General features: G+C 36.2%; 14 protein-coding genes, 8 tRNA genes and 2 rRNA genes. All 24 read left to right on the forward strand.

Annotated elements, in window-relative coordinates; translation table 11 throughout:
- Nucleotides 1-40 precede the first annotated feature (40 nt).
- The 24 genes from H1220_00110 (at nucleotide 41) to H1220_00225 (ending at nucleotide 22,145) form a co-directional block, all read left to right on the forward strand.
- Nucleotides 41-2,961: ribosomal RNA gene (locus H1220_00110) — 23S ribosomal RNA — on the forward strand.
- An 83-nt stretch (nucleotides 2,962-3,044) separates the two neighbouring features.
- A 5S ribosomal RNA gene (gene rrf / locus H1220_00115) occupies nucleotides 3,045-3,160 on the forward strand.
- 10 nt (nucleotides 3,161-3,170) lie between these two features.
- Nucleotides 3,171-3,243 (forward strand) — tRNA-Val (locus tag H1220_00120).
- 3 nt (nucleotides 3,244-3,246) lie between these two features.
- Nucleotides 3,247-3,319: transfer RNA gene (locus H1220_00125), tRNA-Lys, on the forward strand.
- Between the two features lie 35 nt (nucleotides 3,320-3,354).
- A tRNA-Leu gene (locus H1220_00130) sits at nucleotides 3,355-3,436 on the forward strand.
- Between the two features lie 11 nt (nucleotides 3,437-3,447).
- Nucleotides 3,448-3,520 (forward strand) — tRNA-Thr (locus H1220_00135).
- Between the two features lie 10 nt (nucleotides 3,521-3,530).
- Nucleotides 3,531-3,602, forward strand: a tRNA-Gly gene (locus tag H1220_00140).
- Between the two features lie 29 nt (nucleotides 3,603-3,631).
- Nucleotides 3,632-3,717 (forward strand) — tRNA-Leu (locus tag H1220_00145).
- Nucleotides 3,718-3,726: 9 nt separating this feature from the next.
- Nucleotides 3,727-3,800 (forward strand) — tRNA-Arg (locus H1220_00150).
- 20 nt (nucleotides 3,801-3,820) lie between these two features.
- A tRNA-Pro gene (locus H1220_00155) sits at nucleotides 3,821-3,894 on the forward strand.
- 357 nt (nucleotides 3,895-4,251) lie between these two features.
- Nucleotides 4,252-4,881, forward strand: coding sequence for a CBS domain-containing protein (locus H1220_00160; GenBank protein QMI85838.1), 630 nt, complete (start codon nucleotides 4,252-4,254; stop codon nucleotides 4,879-4,881).
- Complete coding sequence (locus H1220_00165) at nucleotides 4,875-5,699, forward strand: kinase/pyrophosphorylase (GenBank protein QMI85839.1); 825 nt, start codon at nucleotides 4,875-4,877, stop codon at nucleotides 5,697-5,699. Before H1220_00160 ends, H1220_00165 begins: the two co-directional genes overlap by 7 nt.
- Nucleotides 5,700-5,702: 3 nt before the next feature.
- Nucleotides 5,703-8,327, forward strand: a complete 2,625-nt coding sequence (locus H1220_00170; GenBank protein ID QMI85840.1) for a pyruvate, phosphate dikinase — start codon at nucleotides 5,703-5,705, stop codon at nucleotides 8,325-8,327.
- A gap of 111 nt (nucleotides 8,328-8,438) precedes the next feature.
- The gene (gene secY2 / locus H1220_00175) at nucleotides 8,439-9,647 is read left to right on the forward strand and encodes an accessory Sec system protein translocase subunit SecY2 (protein ID QMI85841.1); all 1,209 of its coding nucleotides are present in this window, start codon (nucleotides 8,439-8,441) and stop codon (nucleotides 9,645-9,647) included.
- 8 nt (nucleotides 9,648-9,655) lie between these two features.
- Nucleotides 9,656-11,185, forward strand: coding sequence for an accessory Sec system protein Asp1 (gene asp1, locus H1220_00180; protein ID QMI85842.1), 1,530 nt, complete (start codon nucleotides 9,656-9,658; stop codon nucleotides 11,183-11,185).
- A complete protein-coding gene (gene asp2 / locus H1220_00185; protein QMI85843.1) occupies nucleotides 11,178-12,731 on the forward strand; it encodes an accessory Sec system protein Asp2 in 1,554 nt (517 codons plus the stop codon). The genes asp1 and asp2 overlap by 8 nt, the downstream gene beginning before the upstream one ends.
- Complete coding sequence (asp3, locus tag H1220_00190) at nucleotides 12,728-13,690, forward strand: accessory Sec system protein Asp3 (GenBank protein QMI85844.1); 963 nt, start codon at nucleotides 12,728-12,730, stop codon at nucleotides 13,688-13,690. The genes asp2 and asp3 overlap by 4 nt, the downstream gene beginning before the upstream one ends.
- Nucleotides 13,691-13,711: 21 nt before the next feature.
- A complete protein-coding gene (secA2, locus tag H1220_00195; GenBank protein ID QMI85845.1) occupies nucleotides 13,712-16,099 on the forward strand; it encodes an accessory Sec system translocase SecA2 in 2,388 nt (795 codons plus the stop codon).
- Nucleotides 16,100-16,122: 23 nt separating this feature from the next.
- The gene (gene gtfA, locus H1220_00200) at nucleotides 16,123-17,640 is read left to right on the forward strand and encodes an accessory Sec system glycosyltransferase GtfA (protein ID QMI85846.1); all 1,518 of its coding nucleotides are present in this window, start codon (nucleotides 16,123-16,125) and stop codon (nucleotides 17,638-17,640) included.
- Complete coding sequence (gene gtfB, locus H1220_00205) at nucleotides 17,624-18,937, forward strand: accessory Sec system glycosylation chaperone GtfB (protein ID QMI85847.1); 1,314 nt, start codon at nucleotides 17,624-17,626, stop codon at nucleotides 18,935-18,937. Before gtfA ends, gtfB begins: the two co-directional genes overlap by 17 nt.
- A 9-nt stretch (nucleotides 18,938-18,946) precedes the next feature.
- Nucleotides 18,947-19,132: a hypothetical protein gene (locus tag H1220_00210; GenBank protein QMI85848.1), complete on the forward strand. Its 186-nt coding sequence runs from the start codon at nucleotides 18,947-18,949 to the stop codon at nucleotides 19,130-19,132.
- Between the two features lie 145 nt (nucleotides 19,133-19,277).
- Nucleotides 19,278-19,766, forward strand: coding sequence for a 5-(carboxyamino)imidazole ribonucleotide mutase (gene purE, locus H1220_00215; protein ID QMI85849.1), 489 nt, complete (start codon nucleotides 19,278-19,280; stop codon nucleotides 19,764-19,766).
- Nucleotides 19,767-19,779: 13 nt separating this feature from the next.
- On the forward strand, nucleotides 19,780-20,904 hold the full coding sequence (gene purK / locus H1220_00220; protein ID QMI85850.1) for a 5-(carboxyamino)imidazole ribonucleotide synthase: 1,125 nt from the start codon (nucleotides 19,780-19,782) through the stop codon (nucleotides 20,902-20,904).
- A complete protein-coding gene (locus H1220_00225) occupies nucleotides 20,895-22,145 on the forward strand; it encodes a hypothetical protein (GenBank protein ID QMI85851.1) in 1,251 nt (416 codons plus the stop codon). Before purK ends, H1220_00225 begins: the two co-directional genes overlap by 10 nt.
- The last annotated feature ends 182 nt before the right edge of the window (nucleotides 22,146-22,327 follow it).

Here is a 22,327-nt window from a genome sequence, read left to right on the forward strand (position 1 = left end):
TTTTTTAAAAGAGAATCGCAACATACAGGAAATGTATGGTAGGTTAAGTAAATAAGGGCGCACGGTGAATGCCTTGGCACTAGGAGCCGAAGAAGGACGGGACGAACACCGAAATGCTTTGGGGAGCTGTAAGTAAGCAATGATCCAGAGATATCCGAATGGGGGAACCCACTATCCGTGATGGGATAGTATCCATTAGTGAATACATAGCTAATGAGAAGGTAGACGCAGGGAACTGAAACATCTCATTACCTGCAGGAAGAGAAAGAAAAATCGATTTCCTGAGTAGCGGCGAGCGAAACGGAAGGAGCCCAAACCAGTCAGCATGCTGATTGGGGTTGTAGGACTACGATGTGAGAGTGAGTTTTATAGACGAATGGCGTGGGAACGTCAGCCAAAGAGAGTGAAAGCCTCGTAGTCGAAATGGAATGAGCCTCTAGTAGCATCCTGAGTACGGCGGGACACGAGGAATCCCGTTGGAATCCGCCAGGACCATCTGGCAAGGCTAAATACTCCCTAGTGACCGATAGTGAACAAGTACCGTGAGGGAAAGGTGAAAAGCACCCCGGGAGGGGAGTGAAAGAGAACCTGAAACCGTGTGCTTACAAGTAGTTAGAGCCCGTTTATGGGTGATAGCGTACCTTTTGTAGAATGGACCGGCGAGTTACGATAGCGTGCGAGGTTAAGTTGAAGAGACGGAGCCGAAGCGAAAGCGAGTCTGAATAGGGCGAGATAGTACGTTGTCGTAGACCCGAAACCAAGTGACCTACCCATGTCCAGGTTGAAGGTGTGGTAAGACACACTGGAGGACCGAACCAGGGCACGTTGAAAAGTGCTTGGATGAGGTGTGGGTAGCGGAGAAATTCCAATCGAACTTGGAGATAGCTGGTTCTCTCCGAAATAGCTTTAGGGCTAGCCTCGTTGTGAGAATCCTGGAGGTAGAGCACTGTTTGGACTAGGGGCCCATCTCGGGTTACCGAATTCAGATAAACTCCGAATGCCAGAGATTTATAAACGGGAGTCAGACTGCGAGTGATAAGATCCGTAGTCGAAAGGGAAACAGCCCAGACCACCAGCTAAGGTCCCAAAGTGTCTGTTAAGTGGAAAAGGATGTGGGATTGCTTAAACAACTAGGATGTTGGCTTAGAAGCAGCCACCATTTAAAGAGTGCGTAATAGCTCACTAGTCGAGTGATCCTGCGCCGAAAATGTACCGGGGCTAAACAGACCACCGAAGCTGTGGATTGACGTGAAGAGCGTCAGTGGTAGGAGAGCGTTCTAAGGGCGAAGAAGCCATACCGTAAGGAGTGGTGGAGCGTTTAGAAGTGAGAATGCCGGTATGAGTAGCGAAAGACGGGTGAGAATCCCGTCCACCGAATAACTAAGGTTTCCTGGGGAAGGCTCGTCCTCCCAGGGTTAGTCGGGACCTAAGGCGAGGCCGATAGGCGTAGTCGATGGATAACAGGTTGATATTCCTGTACTTGTCACAACTGATTGAGTGATGGAGGGACGCAGGAGGTTGAAAGAGTCCACTGATGGAATAGTGAGATCTAAGCAACGAGTTTGAAGATGAGTAAAATGCTTGTCTTTATAAGAATGAGTTGTGATGGGGGCTTGAAAGGAAACGAGTAGAGTCTATCTTATCAATCACACTGCCAAGAAAAGCTTCTAGCGAGGCTGTGACAACCCGTACCGCAAACCGACACAGGTAGTTGAGGAGAGAATCCTAAGGTGAGCGAGCGAACTCTCGTTAAGGAACTCGGCAAAATGACCCCGTAACTTCGGGAGAAGGGGTGCTGATGGAAGCATCAGCCGCAGTGAATAGGCCCAAGCGACTGTTTATCAAAAACACAGGTCTCTGCAAAATCGAAAGATGACGTATAGGGGCTGACGCCTGCCCGGTGCTGGAAGGTTAAGAGGAGTGCTTAGCGCAAGCGAAGGTATGAATTGAAGCCCCAGTAAACGGCGGCCGTAACTATAACGGTCCTAAGGTAGCGAAATTCCTTGTCGGGTAAGTTCCGACCCGCACGAAAGGCGTAACGATTTGGGCACTGTCTCAACGAGAGGCTCGGTGAAATTATAGTACCTGTGAAGATGCAGGTTACCCGCGACAGGACGGAAAGACCCCATGGAGCTTTACTGCAGTTTGATATTGAGTGTTTGTGTGACATGTACAGGATAGGTAGGAGCCTAAGAGGTGGGGACGTCAGTTTCCAAGGAGGCGCTGGTGGGATACTACCCTTGTGACATGAACCCTCTAACCCGAGTCATGAAGACGTGACTGGAGACAGTGTCAGATGGGCAGTTTGACTGGGGCGGTCGCCTCCTAAAGAGTAACGGAGGCGCCCAAAGGTTCCCTCAGAATGGTTGGAAATCATTCGAAGAGTGTAAAGGCAGAAGGGAGCTTGACTGCGAGACGGACAGGTCGAGCAGGGACGAAAGTCGGGCTTAGTGATCCGGTGGTACCGTATGGAAGGGCCATCGCTCAACGGATAAAAGCTACCCTGGGGATAACAGGCTTATCTCCCCCAAGAGTTCACATCGACGGGGAGGTTTGGCACCTCGATGTCGGCTCGTCGCATCCTGGGGCTGAAGTCGGTCCCAAGGGTTGGGCTGTTCGCCCATTAAAGCGGCACGCGAGCTGGGTTCAGAACGTCGTGAGACAGTTCGGTCCCTATCCGTCGCGGGCGTAGGAAATTTGAGAGGAGCTGTCCTTAGTACGAGAGGACCGGGATGGACACACCGCTGGTGTACCAGTTGTTCTGCCAAGGGCATCGCTGGGTAGCTATGTGTGGACGGGATAAACGCTGAAAGCATCTAAGCGTGAAGCCCCCCTCGAGATGAGATTTCCCATCTGAGAAGAGTAAGACCCCTGAGAGACGAACAGGTAGATAGGCTAGGAGTGGAAGTGCTGTGAGGCATGGAGCGGACTAGTACTAATCGGTCGAGGACTTAACCAAAAGAGCAGATGTGGTAAGAGGAAGGGTAAGTGAATATGTATTCAGTTGTGAGAGGTTTGAAAGAACTTTTCTAAAAGCGAGAAAGTGTGGTAATGATGGCAAGAAGGACACACCTGTCACCATGTCGAACACAGAAGTTAAGCTTCTTAGCGCCGAGGGTAGTTGGGGCATTGCCCCTGTGAGAGTAGGACGTTGCCACGCTTTTGAAAATGGAGGTTTAGCTCAGCTGGGAGAGCACCTGCCTTACAAGCAGGGGGTCAGCGGTTCGATCCCGTTAACCTCCATAAGAGTGATTAGCTCAGTTGGTAGAGCATCTGACTTTTAATCAGAGGGTCACAGGTTCGAGCCCTGTATCACTCATCTTAACCTTGCAAGAGAGTAAGGGAAGAAAGAGAGCGGATGTGGCGGAATTGGCAGACGCACCAGATTTAGGCTCTGGCGAAGAGATTCGTGGGGGTTCAAGTCCCTTCATCCGCATGGGAGAAAAAGCCGGCTTAGCTCAGTTGGTAGAGCATCTGATTTGTAATCAGAGGGTCGAGGGTTCAAGTCCTTTAGCCGGCATAGAAGAGATGCGAAAGTAGTTCAGTGGTAGAACACCACCTTGCCAAGGTGGGGGTCGCGGGTTCGAACCCCGTCTTTCGCTTATTATGTATGAGAGAGTACATAATAAATGCCGGGGTGGCGGAACTGGCAGACGCACAGGACTTAAAATCCTGCGGTGAGTGATCACCGTACCGGTTCGATTCCGGTCCTCGGCATAGAAGTGAGCACCCATAGCTCAATTGGATAGAGTACTTGACTACGAATCAAGCGGTTACAGGTTCGACTCCTGTTGGGTGCATTCATGTTAGACATGAGAAACGGGAAGTAGCTCAGCTTGGTAGAGCACTTGGTTTGGGACCAAGGGGTCGCAGGTTCGAATCCTGTCTTCCCGACTTGGTTTTATAAGAGTGTTAGCAAGAGGAAACTCTTGTTTTTTTATTTGAGAGTTTTTGATAAGTATTTATAAATGTCATAATCATTGACTCTTTCTGAAAAAATAAAATTTATAATAAAGTGATGAACGGATATTTTAATTGTTTGTTCATCACTTTTTGTTTTTCGTTAAATTATTTTAGTGAAGAGTTTACTTTATTAATATATATTTTTTTAATATTTTAGTTGAAAAAAGATGTGTAAATAGACTAATTTACATATCTTTTTTCAAATAATGTGTAATAACTATAAAAAATACTTGAAATAATGTGTAATAAATGTTAGGATATTGTTGTAATTGAAAGAGGTGGTTAGAGATGCAGTTAAATGCACGTCAAAAAAAAATTGTAGAGTTAGTAAAAATGTATGAGCCAATCACTAGTGACGAGATAGCGCAGAGATTGGCTGTTGGAAAATCAACATTAAGAAATGAATTGTCTGTATTGGTCATGGTGGGTGTGTTATCTGCAAAGCCTAATGTTGGTTATTATTGTAATGAGTCTTTTTCATCTGTAAGTAATAGGAAACTATTTGATGACGTGAAAGTGAAAGATGTTATGGGAGTAGCTATTACGGCGAAGAATACAGAGCCTTTTTCAGATGTAGTCACAAAGTTATATGTTCATGATATTGGTACGGTGTTTATTGTAAATGAGGAAAATCATTTAGTTGGTGTTGTTTCAAGAAAAGATATGTTAAAAATGGCTATTTCAAATCATAATGTATCAGCAGTGCCTATTGCTTTAGCAATGACACGTATACCGAATGTTGTATTTTGTCAAGAGGATGAATATTTTGTGGATGGTTTAAAACGTTTAATAACACATCAAGTGGATTGTTTACCAGTTGTGCAAAAAGATGGTGAACATTATATTGTAGTCGGCAGAATTTCTAAAACAATTAGCATTGGCTTAATGCTAGATTTATTGGAGGAGTCATCATGTTAAAGATTCAAATTATTTCTGATTCTTTAGGGAATACGGCTAAAGATGTTGTTAAAGCTACTTTATCGCAGTTTGATGAAAACGATGTGCTGTATGAAGTGGTGAGAAATCCATTTGTGACAACAAAAGAGGAAATTATACAAATCATCGATAAAATGTCTAGTGGTAAAGATATTGTGGTGCAAACATTAGTAGATAAAGCACTAGCAGAGTTCAGTAGAGATTATGCAAGTCGACATGATATTTATGTGTTAGATATTTTGAGTGAATTTTTAAGTGTTTTAGAGAATAGATTTCAGTGTCCTGCTAAAAATAAACCAGGGATTATTAGGCGAACTAATGAAGATTACTTTGAGCGTATTCGTGCGATCGAGTTTACAGTGAAGTATGATGACGGGAAAGATGTTAGTGGATTAAAAGAAGCGGATTTAGTATTGATCGGTGTGTCGAGAACGTCTAAAACGCCATTGAGTATGTATTTAGCCAATAAAAATATTAAAGTTATGAATATACCTCTTGTTCCTGAAATTACGTTGCCGAAAGAATTGTATGAAATAGATAGTAGAAAGATTGTAGGGTTGACAACCAGTATAGAACAACTCAATTCAATTCGTACACAACGGTTAAAAACATTAGGTGTTGTGTACGATAATCAATATTCTGATGAATTACGTATTTTTGAAGAACTCGAATATGCACATACGATTATGAAAAAATTAAAATGTCCAATTATCAACGTTGAAAATCGTGCTATTGAAGAAACGGCAGAAATTATTCTTGACTTGATTAGAACAAATGGTTTAAAAACAATCAATATATAGGAGATGAAGACTATGAAAAAATATGTATATCATTTTTCAGAAGGAAATAAAGAGATGAATGCCTTACTAGGAGGTAAAGGTGCTAACTTAGCAGAAATGACAAGTTTAGGTGTTAATGTACCACCCGGATTTACAATTACGACAGAAGCATGTCGTGATTATTATGTACAAGAAAAAACATTGTCTGATGATGTGAAAGATCAAATAGATACAGCATTGAGTACCTTAGAACAAACGATTGGTAAGCGTTTAGGAGATACAGAAAATCCTTTATTAGTGTCTGTTAGAAGTGGGTCTGTCTTTTCAATGCCAGGAATGATGGATACGGTGTTGAATTTAGGATTAAATGATGAAACAACAGAAGCTCTTGCAAGACAAAATAATGATAAAAAATTTGCATATGATAGTTATAGACGTTTTATTCAAATGTTTTCAGATGTTGTCATGGGAATTGAAAAATATCGTTTTGAGCAAGTATTAGCAGAAGTAAAAAGAGAGAATTGTATTGCTCATGATCGTGATTTGTCTGCTAACTTATTGTTAAGTATTATTGAGCGTTTTAAAGATATTTATTTTAAAGAAACAGGTAATCGTTTTCCAACAGATGTTAAAGAACAATTATTATTAACAGTAGAGGCTGTTTTTAAGTCATGGAATAATCAACGTGCAAAAGTGTATCGTAAATTAAATAATATTAGTGATTCTTTAGGAACAGCGGTTAATGTGCAAGCAATGGTATTTGGGAATATGGGGAATACGAGTGGAACAGGTGTTTGTTTTAGTCGAAATCCTGTAGATGGGACAAAAGTTTTATTTGGTGAATATTTAATTGATGCACAAGGTGAGGATGTTGTGGCGGGTATTCGTACGCCGCAACCGATTGAAACATTAAAAGAAGAGTTGCCACAGGTTTATGAAGAACTGGTACGTGTTGTTGAAAAATTAGAAAACCACTATAAAGATATGCAAGATATTGAATTTACAGTGGAAAATAATCGTTTGTATTTGTTACAAACTCGAAATGCAAAACGAACAGCAAAAGCAGCGGTAGAGGTTGCGGTTACGTTAGTGGATGAGGGGATTTTAACAAAAGAAGAAGCTATTTTGCGTATTACAACTGATGATATCAATAAGTTATTACATCCAACATTTGATGAAAAGGCTTTAAAAGAAGCAACACTTTTAGCAACAGGGTTAGCTGCTTCTCCTGGAGCAGCGGTAGGGCATATTTATTTTACTGCTCAAGAAGCTGTAAAAGCATCTAAAGAAAAAAATGTCATTTTATTAAGACAAGAAACATCTCCTGAAGATATTGAAGGAATGGTTAGTTCTCAAGCGATTGTTACAAGTACGGGTGGTATGACATCACATGCGGCAGTTGTAGCAAGAGGTATGGGAAAATGTTGTGTATGTGGTTGTCAAAATCTTGTGATTGATGAACAGGCAAAAACAGTTCGTATAGAAGACACAATATTACGTGAGGGAGATATGTTATCGGTTGATGGAAGCACAGGTTGTATTTATTTAGGGGAAATAAAACAAGCCAGCGCTGTAAAACAAGAAAGTTTTGCTAGATTGATGACGTGGGTTGATGAGATTAGAGAATTAATGGTATATGTGAATGCAGACAATGCTCATGATACACAAGTTGGTTTAAGCTTTGGTGCAGCTGGTGTTGGTTTATGTCGTACAGAGCATATGTTTTTTGAAGAAAATCGTATTGGTCTAGTACGTAAAATGATTTTGTCGAATGATTTAGAAAGTCGTTTAGTCTTTTTAAATCAATTAGAAGTTATTCAACGGGATGATTTTTATCAAATGTTCAATGTGTTAAATGGAAAATCAATCAATATCCGTTTGCTTGATCCGCCATTGCACGAATTTTTACCACATGAAGAAAAACAAATTGTGGCACTTTCAAAAGAATTAGGATGTTCTCGAGAAGAATTAGAGGCAAAAATAGCTAGTTTATCAGAGTTTAATCCGATGATGGGGCATAGAGGATGTCGTTTAGGTGTGACTTATCCAGAGGTGTATTTGATGCAAGCTAAGGCGATTTCTTCTGCGGCTATTCAAGCGAAAAAAGAAGGGGTTGATGTTCATGTTGAAATTATGATTCCTTTAGTTAGTGTTGTAGAGGAACTGGTATTCTTAAAAACACAGATTGAGCATCTAGTAGAGAGTCAAATAGAGGAATCTGGTGTAAGTTTCCAATACAAAATAGGGACAATGATTGAAATTCCTAGAGCGTGTTTTATTGCGGATCAGTTAGCTGAACATGCAGCATTCTTTAGTTTTGGAACAAATGATTTAACGCAGTTGACGTATGGGTATTCTCGTGATGACGCGTCTAAATTTATTGATATTTATAAGCAAAAACATATTTTGGCACATGATCCATTTGTTCATTTAGATGAAAGTGGAGTATTATCATTGATAAAAATGGCGAAAGAAAAAGCTAAAAAAGTTAATCCGAATATTAAAATTGGTGTGTGTGGGGAACATGGCGGTGATGAGAAATCCGTTATTTTATGTGGAAAAATTGGGTTAGAATATGTGTCTTGTTCACCTTATAGAGTGTTGATTGCTAAGTTAGCAGCAGCAAAAGCTGCCATTTTAAAAAAATAACGAAAAAAACGTATTGATTTGTTGAATCAATACGTTTTTTTGTACATAACGTTTTTATAAACGGGGGAGGGTATGGTAAAATGTTTTATAACTAGAGTTAGGAGTTTAATCATGTCAATAATGAAATATTTAAAAAACAGAGTTATTTTACGGAAAGTATCGTTTACGCTAGGTATTATTTTTATCTATTTATTAGGGACACATCTGACAGTGAGTAAAGATGTTTATGTGATTAAGCAGTTAAATGAGTTGTCTGTTATTGGGAGTATGCTTGGTGCTGATTATACGCAGTTAAGTATTTTTACACTAGGTTTAGCTCCATGGATGTCCACGATGATTTTATGGCGTGGATTGAGTATATTTAAACGTTTAGAATTAGATAAGAAATCACAAAAAAAAATAAATGGTTGGCAAATGCGTTTTATTTTTATATTAGCCGTCATTCAAGCATTAACGTTTGTTCTTTTGAATATGAGAGGAAAAGAGCACTCTCTTTTAGAGATTATTACATTGAGTAGTGTTTTAGTTACAGGGGTTTTTGTTTTAATGTTTCTTGTTAGTATGAATACGGCGTATGGTATAGGTGGTTTTACAATCATTATCATTGTAGGTATTGTTCGTACCATAACGAAAAGATTTGTGACCTATTTCTTTAATGGGACACCATTTGATATATATAAACTTCTTCTATGTATCTATTTATTTTTTGTGATATTGATTTTAATTACACTTGATCGGGCAGAGCGTCGGATTGAAGTCAATCGTTTAATGATCAATAATGCATTTCAAGATAAATCGTATTTATCTATTCGATTGAATACGTCGGGTGGTATGTCAATTATGTACACGTTCACGATTTTGATGTTACCACAATATTTATTCCAACTTTTAAATTATACATTTCCTGAACAAATATTATTTCAACAGTTGATAGATATGTTTCGTTTAACAAATGTGAGTGGCGTCACGATATATAGTATTGTGCTGTTCTTTTTAACGATTGGATTTTCGTTTTTAAATATCGATCCAGAAGATATTGCCAAAACATTAAGAAATTCAGGAGATTATATTTCTGGGCTTAGACCAGGAAAAGAAACTAAAGAGTATTTGCATCAGATTATATTAAGATTGAGTTTTGTAAATGCTATTACTCTTACTTTATTTGCGGGTGTGCCATTGTATATTGGGGTATTTGATAAATCTTTTAGTGAGATTTTGACTTTACCTGGTTCTGTCATGTTATTAGTTGGATTGACTTTGTCCATTTATGATCAATTATCCGTATTAACGATTAAGAAAAATTATCATTCATTATTTTAAGGAGCGCTATGTTTTATTTTATTCCGTCGTGGTATAACAGTAAGAAAGATTGGTTTTTAAATACATTGCCGTGGTATTTAGTTCCACAAAAAATTGAATTTGACGATACAATCAATCAAGTGAGAATGTTTTCTGATGCAAATGAAGATGTGCAGTTGATATTACTAAATTATATGCCACATTTACGTTATTTTTTATATAGACAAGAGTTGCTACATGTCCCTTATTGGTCTGTATTTGATGATATACAAAGCATTACTATACAAGAACAATTGAGTGTATTTGATTATAAACAATTACCTTGGCCTGAACACGTAGAGTTTGTATATACTCCTTTTTTAATCGTTGTAAGGCAGGACAATCAAACTTTAGCACGTATTGAATATGGTTATGATGGGAATATTATATGGATTGATTTTTTCAATAATGCTCAAATAGAAAAACGTTATATTGTGGATGATAGAGGATTTATTTCTTGTATAGTCTATATGAAAAATAATGTTGAAGAATATCGTGAATATCTTAATATGTATGGGCAGTGGCAAATACGTGAGTATGTGGAAACAGGGTATGTTGAAGTCAATGAAGCATATGCACATTTGTTTAAAAAAGCAGCGTATGAGTCTATGTTTGATTTACTTTCAGAGAAAATACATGACTATTTACATAATCGACAAGAAACGATTGTTCTTGCAAGTGATATACAACATAATGAGTTGATTTTAAAACAAGTATCTTCTCAGTTTATTGTGCTATCTTTTTTTGAAAATAGATATGATTTAAATAGTGAACAATTACTTTTAGATGCAAATCGTTCTGATATGATTGTTGTGTCAACAGAAAATCAAAAACATCAAATAAAGGAAAAAATACAGAATGAACATATTTATGTGTTGCCACCTTTTGATGCAAGATTGTCATTAGGAGAAAGCCAAAGAGAGCATCTATCGTATATTTATTTACGAGCAGATGATGTTTCTTCGGATATTTTTGAACAAGTAATTATTCGAATTGGGCAGATAATGCGTGAAGAAAAAGAGGTAGTACTCATTATTGGTACATATTATGCACATCTTGAGCAAGTATTATTAGAAAAAACGAAAAAAATCATAGAAGAGTATATTGAGCCGACTTTTTTTGATGTGGAAGAACAGGATACATTTATCGGGATTGATGTAAAAAAAGAAGATAGAGTATCGGTACATGTATCAAAACGTGAAGATGATTTAATTAAACTTTTAAAAAAAGTGCGATTAGTCATTGATTTATCCGATAATCCAGATGTGTTTACACAAATAGCAAGTATTAGTGCAGGGATACCGACAATCAATTTATATCGGTCGATGTATATCGAACATGAAAAAAATGGGTTTATTTTAAATACTATTGAAGATTTATCCGAAGCGATTCATCATTATTTAGACGGATTGCGTCGGTGGAACGAAGCGTTGGTATATACGGTACAGCGTATTTCAAATTATACGAGTGGGAAAATTGTATCGGATTGGAAATTATTGATAAGGAGAAAAAATGGGTGAGCAAATAAGAGTGCTGTCTATTGGGCAAATGAATCCTAAGATAACTATACAGGATATACCTGAAAATATTGAGTGGATACATATATCTCCAGAGAATGTATTTTTATATATAACTCATGTTAAACAAGAGGCTGAATTAGAGAAAAAACCAGTAAGACGGTTTTCAGCTATTGTGATTGAGTGTATTAAAGATGTGAAAAATATTGATTGTTTAGACGATTTTATTGAGCCGTATCGAGTGTTTTATATGTCAGAAGGGTATTTACTGTCCGTTGAACAAAAGCTATTTATGAAGAGGAAACTAGCTAAAAAATGTTCATTACGACATTTGCCTGAAAAGCTCGAGTTGATTTCTAAAGCCTTTTATGAACGTCAATCTTATGGGGATAAATTTCACATAGAACAGATAATGATTAGTCCGAATGTAAAAGGAAAAGTAAGGTATACGGGACATAATAATGTATCTTTATCTGTGAAAGATATTGATGATTTTCAAGAAGTGGCGATTTGGAAATACAACTATTTACACGGGGACAAGCCTTTTACATTTTGGTTGGAGTATCAAGCAGACAAGCAATTAGAGGTACAGTTAGTTATCCACGCGATTAAATATGGTTCTGTGGCGGATATTATGAATCGTTATGTGTATTCACAAAAAGATATGGAAACACCTATCACTTTAGACGAACAAGGATTTGTTAATCTATGTTTTTCTTTACAAGTGAGAGGAAGTGGGACTATTCATATCGGAGCTTTGCACAAAAGAGATTCTCGTTTTTTTGAGGGGGATTTTTTTGTAGGAGGACAAACATTTAGAGATTCAAAGAGAGAGGAATTTCATTACTATTTCCATCCGGGAGATTTAACACCACCTTTAAATGTGTATTTTTCAGGTTTTAAAGGCGTTGAGGGATTTGAAGGGTATAGAATGATGCAACGGTTAGGAGCACCTTTTTTATTGATTAGTGATTCTCGTTTAACAGGGGGTGCCTTTTATTTAGGAAGCGAAGAATTTGAGAAAGGCATTGTCAATGTGATACGTGATAGTTTAGATTGGTTAGGTTTTACAAACGATCAACTTGTATTATCAGGATTATCTATGGGAACTTTTGGTGCCTTGTACTACGGTGCAAAATTATTGCCTCACACCATTTTAGTTGGAAAGCCTCTTGTAAATTTGGGAGATGTTGCTTTTAATGAGTTAATGCATAGACCAGGTGTCTTTCCAACCTCTTTAGATCTTTTACAAAAAATAACAGGAAAAAATAGTAAGCAGACGATAGATGCTTTAAATCAACGTTTTTGGCAAGTGTTTGATGAGGCTGATTTTGAGAAGACGTCATTTGTTTTGTCTTATATGAAAAATGATGATTACGATATGAATGCATATCATGATATTTTAAATCATTTGAAAGATAGTCGTGCAAGAATTATTAGTAAAGGTATTGCTGGTCGACACAATGATAATACAAATGCTATTCTAGAATGGTTTCGAAATCAGTATGAGGATGTGTTAAAACTTGATTTTAAAAGGAGTAGAAAATGACAGGTATAACACACTATATTTATTGGAGTAATTATACTGCCAATACATATTTATATGGTTCTAGTATTGATTATATAGCACCTGATAATGTTGTTTTTGAAAATGAACTGATGCCGTCGGGTACAAGAATCCAAACGTGGAAGTCAAAAACACATTATCAAGCAGATAGACAAGCATTACAATTACCTATTTTATTAGCTTCTAAAACGTATAAATTACAAGCGAATATAAATACAACGCCTTCTAACACATTGTACGTACGTTTGAATTTTTTTGATCGCTTTGATGAGTGCTTATCTTTTGTCATGCTAAAAGATTTGAGTACAAGTTTAGAGTTTGTTTGCCCATTAGGGACACAGTATTATACAGTTGAATTGATGAGTGCTGGTTGCGTCCGTCTTGAATTTCATTATTTAACGATTAGTGAAGTATCTCAAAATAAAGATAGGTTATTAAATATTGATAAAAATGAACCGTATTTAATGGTTCTATTTACTGAGCCTAGAATAAATGGATTGCATCATATTCAAAGTCATGATTTGAAAGGTATAAAAAATGTATTATGTATTGAAAATGACAAAGATCAAGGACATTTTTATTTAGACGATAAAGTGATAAAAGAAGTATCGTTTTTAATTGATTGTGCTAAGATGGATTTGAATAGTCAGTTGATTTATTTTGCAGGATACGGTCCTGTAAGTAATCTTGCAGCTTTATATTATGCGACATCTATTTTTTTAGATAGTCAAGCTTTTGTCACACGTGATTTTTATACTGTGGATGATTATATGAAAAAGTATCGAGAGTATGGTATACAAAAAGTATTGGAAAAAGATTGGATAGATACGCATTTACAAAAACGTAATGTGACTTTATATGGAAAAGGAAGTATGGTATCGGATGTATTTGTACAACCATTTGTTGATTATAAAAGTCAACTAGCATATCTTCACTTTTAAACAAAAGAAAAGGTGGTATAGATGAAAAATCCGAATGGACTTTTTAGTTTAAACAGACTGAGGCTAAATAGGATCAAACGTATTTTAAAGCAAGTTAATCAATTTGCTGATTATATGGCGTCTTTAAGTAACGAACAATTACAGCATCAAACCGTTTTGTTTAAAGAGCGTTTGGTAAATGGAGAAACATTAGATGATCTTTTGCCGGAGGCTTTTGCAGCCATTCGTGAAGCGGATAAGCGTATTTTAGGGATGTTTCCTTATGACGTGCAAGTGATGGGGGGCATTGTCTTACATCAAGGAAATATTGCTGAAATGAAAACAGGAGAGGGGAAAACATTAACAGCAACAATGCCGCTATATTTAAATGCGTTGGCTGGTAAACCTGTAATGCTTGTGACAAATAACGGTTATTTGGCTTTGCGTGATAAAGAGGAAATGGGACCTGTTTATGAGTTTATGGGTTTGAGTGTTTCTACACCTGTATCAAAAGATGATGACGAAATGGTTAAAGCAACAGAAAAACAAGCGTTTTATAAAGCGGATATTATTTATACAACGAATGGGTCACTAGGTTTTGATTATTTAGGTGATAATTTAGTGGATTCAAAGAATAAAAAATATATGTGTCCACTTTCTTATGCGATTATTGATGAAATTGATGCTGTTTTACTTGATAGTGCACAAACGCCACTTGTTATTTCTGGTTCACCGAAAGTACAGTCAAATTTATATACAATGACTAATGAATTTATTTTAACATTAGTGGAAAATGAAGATTATAAATGTGATGAAGATAGAAGTAATGTTTGGTTAACTAGAAAAGGAATACAAGAAGCAGAAAAATTTTTTGGTTTAAAAAACATATATACGAAAGAAAATTTCCAACTTGTTCGGAATATTGTATTGGCACTACGTGCCAATACGTTATTGGAAAGAGATGAAGATTATGCTGTTTGGAAAGGCAAAGTTACATTATTAGATAAGACAACCGGAAGATTATTACATGGTATGAAATTAGGTTCAGGACAACATCAAGCACTTGAAGCAAAAGAGAGGGTTGAATTGAGTGCTGATACAAAAACGATGGCATCTATTACATTCCAAAATTTATTTAAAATGTTTGATAAATTAGCGGGTATGAGTGGGACAGCAAAAGTGGATGAATCAGAATTTATTGAAACGTATGGTATGTCTGTTGTTGTTATTCCAACAAATCGTAAGTCAATTCGGAAAGATTTACCTGATTCTGTTTATCGGAATTTACCAGATAAATTATATGCGTCATTAGATTATGTAAAGAAAATTCATGCGACTGGTCAGCCCGTCTTAGTAGCTGTTGGTTCGGTGGATATGTCAGAATTGTATTCTGAATTACTTTTAAGAGAGGGGATTCCTCATAGTGTGTTGAATGCGTATAATGCCGCTAAAGAAGCCTTGATGATTAAAGAAGCTGGACAAATAGGTGCAGTGACTGTTGCAACGGCAATGGCAGGTCGAGGAACGGATATTAAACTTGGAGAAGGTGTTGCACAGCTTGGTGGATTAGCCGTTATTGGTACAGAGAGAATGAGTAGCAAGCGTACGGATTTACAGCTGAGAGGTCGTTCGGGTAGACAGGGGGATCCAGGTGTTACGAAATTTTTTGTATCACTAGAAGATGATGTGGTTGTAAAATATGGACCGAAATGGGTTGAAAAATATTACCTAGAGGGCGAACAAAAATTACCTGTTAAAATGCCTAAAGCATTAAAAGGATTTAAATTTATTCGTTTAGTGAATGAGGCTCAACTCTCAAGTGATAGTAAAGGGAGAGCATCTCGAGAAACAACACAACAATTTGATGAAAGTATTCAAATACAGCGTCAAATTTTGTATCGTGCAAGAGATGAACTTCTTTTAAAAGATGATAAATTGGCTGTGAATTTGAAAGAAATAGCACAAGAAGTGGTACAACGGTTTTTACAGCAATACGAAACATATACTAAGGAAGATATTATGAGATTTATTCTTGATAATATCAATTATCGCTTTACGGATACAGATGTATTGGATAAAGTGACGTCTAAAGATGATTTGGGAAACTTTCTAATAAAATCTTTTTTAACAGAAATCGCTAGAAAGAGAGCTGTTTTAAAAGATGATCATAAATTTTTTATATTCCAAAAAATAGCTATTTTAAAAGCGGTTGATGAATGTTGGATTGATCAAATAGATAATTTGCAGTTGTTGAAAACAGCTGTTGCAGGGCGTCGGTCAGCACAGAAAAATCCGATTTACGAGTATCATCATGAAGCGTTACTAACGTATCGATTGATGCAAGAAGCTATAAAAGACAATATGATGCGCTATTTGGCGTTAAGTTATGTTAGACAAGAAGATGATGATGTTATTGTGTATTTCCCTTAGTACAAGAAAAATGGAGTGTTACTATGATATATAATATAAATTTAGGGATTGGTTGGGCGAGTAGTGGTGTTGAATACGCTCAGGCATATCGTGCAACTGTTTTAAGAAAAATAAAACAGCCTGCAAAATTCGTATTTACGGATATGATTCAGTCTGAAAATATTGAACATTTGACAAAAAATATTGGTATAGAAGATTCAGAAGTGATTTGGTTATATCAATATTTTACAAATATAAAAATAGCACCAACAACGTACACCATTCAAGATTTTTTAGCACAATTTGAGATAAAGCCATCTCGTGTCGAAGAAGACGGGCTGTCGGTTCGGTATTTTTTTGATGCACTTGATTTTTTTGTGACGGTGTATGTGACACAGCACAACAAACAACTGGTTAATCGTGCTGAATTTGTATCAAAAGGGAATCTCATTCGTAAAGATTATTATTCTTATACAAGAGTATTTTCAGAGTATTATGCACCTAAAGATAATAGAGCGTATTTATACCAAAGACGATTTTTCAACGAGGACGGTACAACTGCTTTTGATGAAATCATTGAAGAAAATCATAAGAGTATTTTTAAATTTCCAGATTATATTTGTTTTTCAAAAGAAGAATTGATTTCGTATTTTATACAGTCATTGCACTTAACAAGTGATGATTTAGTGATTATTGATAGAGCAACAGGAATTGCACAAAGTGTCTTACGACATAAAGGGCAAGCAAAAGTAGCAACGGTCGTACATGCAGAGCATTATAGTCCCACAATGATTGATGAGTCTTATATTTTATGGAATAATTATTATGAATATCAATTTTCAAATGCGGGTAGTATTGATTTGTTTATTACTTCTACGGATACACAAACAAAAACATTAACAGAGCAATTTGAAAAATACACATCATTTTCTCCAAAAGTGGTGACTATCCCAGTGGGAAGTTTAAAACAACTCATGTATCCTAAGGGAGAACGACGTCCCTATGCATTGATGACAGCTTCTCGATTGGCGGGAGAAAAGCATATTGATTGGTTAATTAAAGCAGTTATCCATGCGAAAAAATATTTGCCCGATTTATCCTTTGATATTTATGGTAAAGGTGGAGAAGAATCAAAATTAAAATCAATGATCGAAGAGCGTGGAGCACAAGCGTATATTCGGTTAATGGGGCATCATCATTTAACGGATGTTTATGCAGATTACCAAGCGTATATCGCAGGTTCAACAAGTGAGGGATTTGGGTTAACGCTTATGGAAGCGGTCGGATCGGGATTACCAATTATTGGATTTGATGTACCGTACGGCAACCCAACATTTGTTGACAATGGTGTGAATGGGTATTTGATTAAACGACACGAGGAAGATAATGAAGACTATATTATTGAGCAATTTTCTAAAAAAATAATTGAGTTATTCACAACAGGTCAGTTGACAGCATTTCAAGAGGCTTCTTATCGTAAAGCGAGTCAGTTTTTAGATAAAGAAATCGAGTATAAATGGCAATGTGTCTTAGAGGAGGTGCTACATGATAAATCTGTTTGATCATTATAATCAGTTAACCAAAGATTTACATCAGTCTTTGACGTTGGCCGGATATACGCATCCGACAGTTGTTATAGATGATAATGGTTTCTTACCTGAAGGGATACATTCACCATATATGTATTTTTTAGGTCAAGAAAATAAACAAGCAAAAGCTCTTTATTTTAATCAAGTAAAAACGCCTAAATTTTGGGAAATAAAAGGAACGAATACATCGGGGGAAATTTATTGTTATGATGAAAAAAGGGCGAATATTTTTTATGCAGAACCAACACATAAACGTCTTGTTAGAACGGTTGAATGGTTAGATAAAGCTAATATCGTACGTTGTGTAGACTATTATAATCAATACGGTAGACAGTATGCTCGAACAACTTATAATACAAAGCAAGAACCTATTGTGACGACTTACTATCATGTTAATGGTACAGAAGTGATTGTAGAAAATCATAAAACAGGAAATATATTGCTTTCTTATCGTGAAAAAATTTATACGTTTAAATCCAAAATTGAATTTATTCGATTTTATTTAAACGAAGCAGGCTTTGATTGTGAATGTGTGATTTACAATACACTGGCACTATCATTCCTTGTGCTTTATGGGCTACAAACATTAAAAAAAGGTGTTCTTTTTTGGCAAGAGCCTATACACGATAGCATTCCGGGGAATATGCAAACGATGTTTAATGATAATCGAGAATTTAAAGTTGCTGTTCCAGATCGTTCTGTTTATGAAAAAATGCAACCATTATTAACAGATGCGCAAAAAACAAAAGTGTCTTTAAGTGGATATATTTATACATATAAACGTGATAATCATTATCAACCAAATGCTCTTGTTTTAACGAATTCTGATCAAGTGGAGCATCTGGAAGATTTTATTCAAGAGCTACCGCATATCACATTTCATGTTGCTGCTCTTACAGAAATGTCAAATCGTCTAACAAATTTATCAAAATATACGAATGTACGCCTATATCAAAATGTAACAATGCGTATAGTAGATAAATTATTCCAAAACTGTGATGTTTATTTAGATATAAATCATGCCAATGAAATTTTATATGCGACAAGAAGAGCGTTTGATTATCAGTTACTATTGTTTAGTTTTACGAATACAAAACATAGTCATTTTGTTTCACCGGACAATAATTATCCAAGTGAGCAATGGAAAAATATGAGTCAAAAATTATCGGATGTTTTTTCTAATCGACAATTATTTGATACATTACTAGAAAAGCAAAAATATGCAGCACATCAAGTTGGGGTGCAATCGTATCATCAGTTATTGCGTTAAGAGGTGAGTATGATGAGAGAAGAGAAAGATATATTAAAAGATAGTATTGATGAAAAAATTTCTAAGGCACGTTATGTACCAAAGAAAAAAGAAGAAAAGAAGTCATCGTTTGAAAAACTATCTGTCATAACCGCTGCTGTATTGGCTGTTTCTGTTCTTGTAGGTTTGATTATGACACTTATGAGGTTATTTTAAAAGAATGAATACATCGTGTGGGTAGGTGAAACTATCAACACGATGTATTGTTTTCTGAATGGGACATGGTTTTTTTGTAAAATTGTTCGTAAAAATAAATTTTATATGATATAGTGTAATAAAGTATGAAAGGAGATAAATCAATATGGTACAAGTCGCTGTTGTTATGGGAAGTCAATCGGATTGGGAAACGATGAAACATGTTTGTGAGATATTAGATAAATTTGGAGTATCCTATCATAAACAAGTCATTTCTGCACACCGCACCCCAGATTTAATGTTTCAATTTGCACAGGATGCACGAAAAACAGGTATTAAAGTCATTGTTGCAGGGGCTGGAGGCGCTGCACATTTACCGGGAATGATTGCCTCAAAAACAACATTACCTGTTGTTGCCGTTCCTATCAAGTCAAGTACATTAAATGGTATTGATTCATTATTATCTATTGTACAAATGCCAGGAGGTGTTCCTGTCGGTACAATGTCTATTGGGAAAGCGGGGGCTATCAATGCCGGCTTATATACAGTGCAAATATTAAGTGCATTTGATGACGTATTGGCGGAAAAAATGGCAGTGTATAGAGAAAATATGCGACAACAAGTACTAGAAAGTGATTATATCTTGTATCAATAAGAGAGGGTAGACGATGATAAAAGGTAATCCGAACATAAATGTAACGATTGGTATTATTGGCGGGGGTCAGTTAGGGAAAATGATGGCACAGTCTGCTAAAAGGCAAGGATATAGGGTGGCTATTTTAGATCCTCAAGAAGATTGTCCTGCTTCTCAAGTGAGTGATTGGCATATCGTATCTCATTATAATGATACAAAGGCTTTGTGCGAGTTATCAAATTGTTGTGATGTCATTACGTATGAATTTGAGAACGTCGATTGTCAAGCGATTATAGATACTATTCCTGCGGATAAATTTCCTCAAGGGATTAAAACGCTACGTATTTCACAAGATAGATTATTAGAGAAAGAGTTTTTAAAGACACATGGGTTTCCGGTTGGGCAGTATGAAGCAGTTTTGTCTAAAGAAGATTTACAACAAGCGATAGCAAACATAGGGTATCCGTGTGTTTTAAAGACCACACGATTTGGATATGATGGAAAAGGACAAGTTGTACTCATCTCGGATGAAGATATACAAAAAGCAGAAACGCTAGTAAGTCAAACGATTTGTGTATTAGAGGCATTTGTGCCTTTTGAGAAAGAAGTATCTATTATGATTAGTCGGAATCTAAAAGGTCAAACGTCTGTTTTTCCAGTCAGTGAAAATCATCATATTCATAATATTTTACATACAACAATTGTTCCGGCAAGATTACCCGATGATGTCTTGGAGCGTGTACAAGAAATTGCAGAGAGAATAGCAGATGCTTTGCAATTAGTTGGAACGCTAGGCATCGAGTTTTTTGTAACAGCAGATAATCAATGTTATGTGAATGAATTGGCACCACGTCCACATAATTCGGGACATTATTCGATTGAGGCGTGCAATATGTCCCAATTTGATGTATCTATTCAAGCGGTTTTACAATTACCTATGCCAGTAATCAAATTGTACTCTTCAGTTGTCATGATCAATGTGTTAGGTCAGCATGTTGATGCTGTTTTTGCACTAAAAAAAGAAAAACCGAATTGGCATTTCCATGATTATGGAAAGTTGGAGAGTAAAGTCAATCGAAAAATGGGGCATGTGACGGTGCTGAGTGAGGATGTTGAGGAAACATTGAGAGAGATTAAGGAGTTAGAAATATGGGAATAAAAAAATGGATGATAACTATCGTTTTGGGGTGTTTGGTAGGTTGTAGTAGTAATAGTAAGCAAGCCGAAGTAAGTGTAACGGAAAAAGTTGTGGTGGACTATGAAAGTTTGTATCGTCCGATAATTGAAAAGTATAAAGAAGCTCTAGACGCAAAAAATACGGATATTCCAGAGGATGTCAATTTGTCTGTTGAAGCGGGTAAGAAAGATATGTACTATGCTTTTTATGATATCAATCATGATAATGTGAAAGAGTTATTAATAAAAGGACAAATTAGAGAGTTGGCTGATTTATACACGATAAAAGACAATAGTGTTGTGCGTTTATTCAGTGAGGCATTTAAAGCGGGTAGACCTGAGAGAATGGCTTATTCACTGTATGATGATGGAACGATTTTGAGTAAGCATAATCAGTATTATTTCTTAGATAATCAACAGGTAAATGTGTCGAGTATGACAGATATAAAAATAGCAAATGATTTGACTTCTTTAATGGAAGAGCGTTTTGCTGTGTTCTTTTCAGAGAAGAAAGAAGATACAGAGGGAAAAGTTATCTCTAAGAAAGAGTTTTTTGACAAGTATAATGCAAAAAAAGAAATCTTTTTAGATAATTTAGAATGGACTTCTGTTTCAAGTGGAAGAAAATATGACACGAGTCCTGACGCCGTTGAAGAAGCGATACGGTTAGCCAGTGATATGATTTCTATTCAGATAAATCGTTTTAATAATGGAAAGCAAAATACGATACCGCCAGGTTTTATTGGAGGGAAATTGATAAAAAATGTAGAGGGAAATGCGTATTATATGGCTGATTTAGCCAATATCGTAGATATTTATAATGAATATAATGTAGCTGTTTTCCAAGAAGAAGATGTTTTAGCAAATATTCGCGATATTTATAGCAGAGATAAACAAGATTTTCGTGAAATTGATGATTCTGCTATTGGAAAGACTGAAGATGAGTTAGTTGCACTGTTAGGAGAATCTAAAGGTGCGGTGTATTTAAAACAAGATAAAAAATTTGTCTACACTCAACTCGGAGGTGTTGGTGGCGCAGGATTCCCAGTACCAGCGGACCTAAGTAAGTGGATCACAGAAGGGGATAGAATAACAATACCAATGATGAGTAGTTTTGATAAAACTAAGAAAGTAGCAACCGTTATTTTAGAAGTAAATAAAAAAATATATACGGGTGGTAGACATCGTAGTATGTATTATATAGTTGATTATATACGGGAATAAGAAAAAAGCTAAAAGTATTCGTATGGATACTTTTAGCTTTTTTGTGTGTCATAAAAACGAAAGTCAATCTTTTTTTAAGGGAAAAAGTCTTCATTTTTCTTTTATTGTCTTTTTTTATAAAGTTTATGTTCGTTAAAAAAATAAAATATCCTTGTTTAAAAGCTAAAATAGTAGTATGCGCT

The organism is Carnobacteriaceae bacterium zg-84 (assembly GCA_013874835.1).
Classification (GTDB): Bacteria; Bacillota; Bacilli; order Lactobacillales; family Aerococcaceae; genus WM01.

Bases quoted from the DNA above. Each gene is read 5' to 3' on its own strand.
- H1220_00160 (QMI85838.1), top strand. From the start codon at position 4,252: ATGCAGTTAAATGCACGTCAAAAAAAAATTGTAGAGTTAGTAAAAATG.
- H1220_00165 (QMI85839.1), top strand. From the start codon at position 4,875: ATGTTAAAGATTCAAATTATTTCTGATTCTTTAGGGAATACGGCTAAA.
- H1220_00170 (QMI85840.1), top strand. From the start codon at position 5,703: ATGAAGACTATGAAAAAATATGTATATCATTTTTCAGAAGGAAATAAA.
- secY2 (QMI85841.1), top strand. From the start codon at position 8,439: ATGTCAATAATGAAATATTTAAAAAACAGAGTTATTTTACGGAAAGTA.
- asp1 (QMI85842.1), top strand. From the start codon at position 9,656: ATGTTTTATTTTATTCCGTCGTGGTATAACAGTAAGAAAGATTGGTTT.
- asp2 (QMI85843.1), top strand. From the start codon at position 11,178: ATGGGTGAGCAAATAAGAGTGCTGTCTATTGGGCAAATGAATCCTAAG.
- asp3 (QMI85844.1), top strand. From the start codon at position 12,728: ATGACAGGTATAACACACTATATTTATTGGAGTAATTATACTGCCAAT.
- secA2 (QMI85845.1), top strand. From the start codon at position 13,712: ATGAAAAATCCGAATGGACTTTTTAGTTTAAACAGACTGAGGCTAAAT.
- gtfA (QMI85846.1), top strand. From the start codon at position 16,123: ATGATATATAATATAAATTTAGGGATTGGTTGGGCGAGTAGTGGTGTT.
- gtfB (QMI85847.1), top strand. From the start codon at position 17,624: ATGATAAATCTGTTTGATCATTATAATCAGTTAACCAAAGATTTACAT.
- H1220_00210 (QMI85848.1), top strand. From the start codon at position 18,947: ATGATGAGAGAAGAGAAAGATATATTAAAAGATAGTATTGATGAAAAA.
- purE (QMI85849.1), top strand. From the start codon at position 19,278: ATGGTACAAGTCGCTGTTGTTATGGGAAGTCAATCGGATTGGGAAACG.
- purK (QMI85850.1), top strand. From the start codon at position 19,780: ATGATAAAAGGTAATCCGAACATAAATGTAACGATTGGTATTATTGGC.
- H1220_00225 (QMI85851.1), top strand. From the start codon at position 20,895: ATGGGAATAAAAAAATGGATGATAACTATCGTTTTGGGGTGTTTGGTA.